This is a genomic window from Mucilaginibacter hurinus (genome assembly GCF_003324525.1).
In the GTDB taxonomy this organism is placed as follows: Bacteria; Bacteroidota; Bacteroidia; order Sphingobacteriales; family Sphingobacteriaceae; genus Mucilaginibacter; species Mucilaginibacter hurinus.
Window position 1 is genome coordinate 1 of sequence record NZ_QGDC01000014.1, and the last position, 5,497, is coordinate 5,497.

At 48.5% G+C, this 5,497-nt stretch carries 2 tRNA genes and 3 rRNA genes; all 5 read right to left on the reverse strand.

Features of this window, described 5'->3' with window-relative positions:
• Positions 1 to 29 precede the first annotated feature (29 nt).
• Positions 30 to 141, reverse strand: a 5S ribosomal RNA gene (gene rrf, locus DJ568_RS16990).
• 124 nt (positions 142 to 265) lie between these two features.
• Positions 266 to 3,141: ribosomal RNA gene (locus DJ568_RS16995) — 23S ribosomal RNA — on the reverse strand.
• A gap of 241 nt (positions 3,142 to 3,382) precedes the next feature.
• A tRNA-Ala gene (locus DJ568_RS17000) sits at positions 3,383 to 3,456 on the reverse strand.
• Positions 3,457 to 3,544: 88 nt separating this feature from the next.
• Positions 3,545 to 3,619: transfer RNA gene (locus DJ568_RS17005), tRNA-Ile, on the reverse strand.
• A gap of 142 nt (positions 3,620 to 3,761) precedes the next feature.
• Positions 3,762 to 5,283 (reverse strand): 16S ribosomal RNA (locus DJ568_RS17010).
• The 16S, 23S and 5S rRNA genes sit together here with 2 tRNA genes alongside, the layout of an rRNA operon.
• Between the last annotated feature and the right edge of the window lie 214 nt (positions 5,284 to 5,497).

The following is a 5,497-nucleotide window of genomic DNA, read 5'->3' on the forward strand; positions in this document are numbered from 1 at the left end:
TGTTCGAACTGAACAAGGCTTTTAGTAAAGGTTGGCACCGACCTACTCTCCCACGTTTTACCGCAGTACCATCGGCTCTGGCGGGCTTGACTTCTCTGTTCGGAATGGGAAGAGGTAGACACCGCCGATATAGGCACCTGAAGATCTTATAAGATATGGGGTATTCTATGTATCCCATATCTTAAACATAATTGAAAGAAGTGATTGAAAAGAGAAGACAACAAGTTTTGGTTCTCTTATTGAAATAGATCAATAAGTACCTGCTGTGAGAAAGCTTCGGGTTATTAGTATTACTCGACTTTGATGTCACCACCTTTATATCTGTAACCTATCAACGTAGTAGTCTGCTACGGCCCTATAAGGAAGTCTCATCTCGTGGCTAGTTTCGCACTTAGATGCTTTCAGCGCTTATCTATTCCCAACGTAGCTACTCTGCAGTACACCTGGCGGCATAACAGATTCACCAGAGGTTAGTCCAACCCGGTCCTCTCGTACTAAGGTCAGCCCCACTCAAACTTCCAACGCCCACAACAGATAGGGACCGAACTGTCTCGCGACGTTCTGAACCCAGCTCGCGTGCCACTTTAATGAGCGAACAGCTCAACCCTTGGGACCTTCTCCAGCCCCAGGATGTGACGAGCCGACATCGAGGTGCCAAACCTCCCCGTCGATATGAGCTCTTGGGGGAGATCAGCCTGTTATCCCCAGCGTACCTTTTATCCTTTGAGCGATGGCCCTTCCATGCAGAACCACCGGATCACTATATCCGTCTTTCGACCCTGCTCGGCTTGTCTGCCTCACAGTCAAGCAAGCTTATGCTATTGCACTCCGCGTACGGTTACCAAGCGTACTGAGCTTACCTTTGAAAGCCTCCGTTACCTTTTTGGAGGCGACCACCCCAGTCAAACTACCCACCAAACAATGTCCTCCACAATGCAGAGTTAGACACCAAATACAGAAAGGGTGGTATTTCAACGTTGACTAACCGACTCCTAGCGAAGCCGGATCACAGTCTCCCACCTATCCTACACATCCTGTATCCGATATCAATGTTAAGTTGTAGTGAAGGTGCATGGGGTCTTTCCGTCCCGTTGCGGGTAACCGGCGTCTTCACCGATACCACAATTTCACCGAGCTCATGGCTGAGACAGCGCCCAGATCGTTACACCATTCGTGCAGGTCGGAACTTACCCGACAAGGAATTTCGCTACCTTAGGACCGTTATAGTTACGGCCGCCGTTTACCGGGGCTTCGATTCAATGCTTCGCCTTGCGACTAACATCCCCTCTTAACCTTCCGGCACCGGGCAGGTGTCAGGCCTTATACGTCATCTTTAGATTTTGCAAAGCCATGTGTTTTTGTTAAACAGTCGCCTGGGCCTTTTCACTGCGGCTGATATTGCTACCAGCGCCCCTTCTCCCGAAGTTACAGGGCCATTTTGCCGAGTTCCTTAGCCATGATTCACTCGAGCACCTTAGGATTCTCTCCTCGACTACCTGTGTCGGTTTACGGTACGGGTTTTTATAACCTGAAGCTTAGCGGGTTTTCTTGGAAGTCTGATTACCTGAACTATCGCCGCCCCCGAAGGTTTGGCGTACTATCAGCTTTCAGCAAGGTCTGCGTACTTTACTACAAACCCTATACCTACGGCCTTTAACGAACTATTCCGTCAGTTCGCGTCAGTGTCACTACTCCGTCACCGCATCGCAGTTATAAAAAGTACTGGAATATTAACCAGTTGTCCATCGGCTTCGCCTTTCGGCTACACCTTAGGCCCCGACTAACCCTGATCCGATTAGCGTTGATCAGGAAACCTTAGTCTTTCGGTGGGCGGGTTTCTCTCCCGCCTTATCGTTACTTATGCCTACATTTGCTTTTCTATTCCCTCCACAGTCAGTTACCTTCCTGCTTCGCCGCAAATAGAATGCTCCCCTACCAGATGCATCTCTGCAAATCCATAGCTTCGGTATACTATTTAATGCCCGTTTATTATCCATGCCCGACCGCTCGACTAGTGAGCTGTTACGCACTCTTTAAATGAATGGCTGCTTCCAAGCCAACATCCTAGCTGTCTGTGCAGTCGGACCTCGTTAGTTCAACTTAATAGTAATTTGGGGACCTTAGCTGATGGTCTGGGTTCTTTCCCTCTCGGCCATGGACCTTAGCACCCATAGCCTCACTCCAGCGTATATTATTAAGCATTCGGAGTTTATCTGGATTTGGTAGGATTTGACTCCCCCGCACCCAATTAGTAGCTCTACCTCTTAATAACTCAACCGCCAGGCTGTTCCTAAAAACATTTCGGGGAGTACGAGCTATTTCCCAGTTTGATTAGCCTTTCACCCCTACCCACAAGTCATCCGGAAACTTTTCAACGTTTATCGGTTCGGTCCTCCAGTACCTGTTACGGCACCTTCAACCTGCCCATGGGTAGATCACAAGGTTTCGCGTCTACCTCCACTGACTATACGCCCTATTCAGACTCGCTTTCGCTTCGGATCCGTGTCTTAAACACTTAACCTTGCCAGTGAAGAGTAACTCGTAGGCTCATTATGCAAAAGGCACGCCGTCACGGAATAAATCCGCTCCGACCGCTTGTAAGTACACGGTTTCAGGTTCTATTTCACTCCCCTGTTCGGGGTTCTTTTCACCTTTCCCTCACGGTACTGGTTCACTATCGGTCTCTCAGGAGTATTTAGCCTTACCGGATGGTGCCGGCAAATTCCCACAAGGCGTCTCCGACCTCGCGGTACTCAGGATACCACTATCCTACTATCAATTACCCGTACGCAGCTCTCATGCTCTATGGCCGGGTTTCCCACCCCGTTCCGGTTCTCTTTAGTTATCATGTTGTGGTCCTATAACCCCGTATATGCCGTAACATATATGGTTTGGGCTTCTTCCATTTCGCTCGCCACTACTCTGGAAATCACTGTTGTTTTCTCTTCCTCTGCTTACTTAGATGTTTCAGTTCAGCAGGTTCGCGCTATTGCAACTATTCTTCAAATAGTTAGGTTTCCCCATTCGGAAATCTGCGGATCAAGTCATATTTGCTGATCCCCGCAGCTTATCGCAGCTTATCACGTCCTTCATCGCCTCTGAGAGCCTAGGCATCCCCCGTGTACCCTTTCTTACTTTCTTCTACGCATGCGCCTTTTGCGCCGCATGGTATGCTTTTTTGTTCCGTTGTCGGTCATTTGGTTTCCGTCATTGCTGACTTATCCCAACGTCTCCCAACAACTTCCCTATTGTTGTCTTCTCGTTTTTTCAATTACTTCTTCCAATATGTCAAAGAACGTTTTTGTTAGTATCAGGTAGTTAGTATCAGGTATCAAGACTTTATCTTGCTACTCGATTCTTTATACTTGCTACTGAACAAGCGTGGAGAATAACGGATTCGAACCGTTGACCCCCTGCGTGCAAGGCAGGTGCTCTAGCCAGCTGAGCTAATCCCCCTTTCAGATGTGTTTAGCACCGAGTATCGAGTATCAGGTATCAAGACTTTTTCTTGCTACTTTATACTTCCTACTTGATACCCACCTTGTAGTCCCGAGCAGATTTGAACTGCTGACCCCTACATTATCAGTGTAGTGCTCTAACCAAGCTGAGCTACAGGACTGTTTTTTTCAATCGCGCCACTTAGATGGTCTCGCCCACTGATGGCTTCATCTTCCGGGTTGTTTCTTGTTGTTTTTTTATAAAGAAATAGAAATCATGTGTACAGCAGTTTAAACTGCTTTCTTTTTCAGGAACTGCTCCAGAAAGGAGGTATTCCAGCCACACCTTCCGGTACGGCTACCTTGTTACGACTTAGCCCCAGTTACCGGTTTTACCCTAGGCGGCTCCTTGCGGTTACCGACTTCAGGCACCCCCAGCTTCCATGGCTTGACGGGCGGTGTGTACAAGGCCCGGGAACGTATTCACCGCGTCATTGCTGATACGCGATTACTAGCGAATCCAACTTCACGGGGTCGAGTTGCAGACCCCGATCCGAACTGTGAACAGCTTTACGAGATTGGCATCCTGTTGCCAGGTAGCTGCCCGCTGTACTGCCCATTGTAGCACGTGTGTAGCCCCGGACGTAAGGGCCATGATGACTTGACGTCGTCCCCTCCTTCCTCTCTATTTGCATAGGCAGTCTGTTTAGAGTCCCCACCATTACATGCTGGCAACTAAACATAGGGGTTGCGCTCGTTGCGGGACTTAACCCAACACCTCACGGCACGAGCTGACGACAGCCATGCAGCACCTAGTTTCGTGTCCCGAAGGACTGAGACGTCTCTGTCTCATTCACTAACTTTCAAGCCCGGGTAAGGTTCCTCGCGTATCATCGAATTAAACCACATGCTCCTCCGCTTGTGCGGGCCCCCGTCAATTCCTTTGAGTTTCACCCTTGCGGGCGTACTCCCCAGGTGGAATACTTAACGCTTTCGCTTAGACGCTGACCGTATATCGCCAACATCGAGTATTCATCGTTTAGGGCGTGGACTACCAGGGTATCTAATCCTGTTTGATCCCCACGCTTTCGTGCCTCAGTGTCAATGCCACTTTAGTAAGCTGCCTTCGCAATTGGTGTTCTGTGACATATCTATGCATTTCACCGCTACTTGTCACATTCCGCCTACCTCAAGTGGATTCAAGCCCATCAGTATCAAAGGCACTGCGATAGTTGAGCTACCGTCTTTCACCCCTGACTTAACAGGCCACCTACGCACCCTTTAAACCCAATAAATCCGGATAACGCTCGGATCCTCCGTATTACCGCGGCTGCTGGCACGGAGTTAGCCGATCCTTATTCTTACAGTACATTCAGCTTAGTATACATACTAAGGTTTATTCCCGTACAAAAGCAGTTTACAACCCATAGGGCCGTCTTCCTGCACGCGGCATGGCTGGTTCAGGCTTCCGCCCATTGACCAATATTCCTTACTGCTGCCTCCCGTAGGAGTCTGGTCCGTGTCTCAGTACCAGTGTGGGGGGTCATCCTCTCAGATCCCCTAAACATCGTAGCCTTGGTAAGCCGTTACCTTACCAACTAGCTAATGTTCCGCATGCCCATCTTAGTCCTATAAATATTTGATTATTAAATGATGCCACTCAATAATGTTATGCGGTCTTAATCTCTCTTTCGAGAGGCTATCCCCCTGACTAAGGTAGGTTGCATACGTGTTACGCACCCGTGCGCCACTCTCATGGGGAGCAAGCTCCCCAATCCCGTCCGACTTGCATGTATTAGGCCTGCCGCTAGCGTTCATCCTGAGCCAGGATCAAACTCTCCATTGTATAATGTATTGTTTGTATCACTGACCCTATTAAACTCAATCAATAGAATCTGTAAATAAAATTTCTCTTTTTACAGTTCCCTTTAGTTATTGCTAACTTTCTCTTCAGCTAAACTACTCTTCCATTATTCCGGTCCGCCTAAGCTTCCCTCTTTAACTCCCAAGTAGCCCGCTGTACTACATGATCTATTTTCTATTTCCTTAAAGAACTTTGT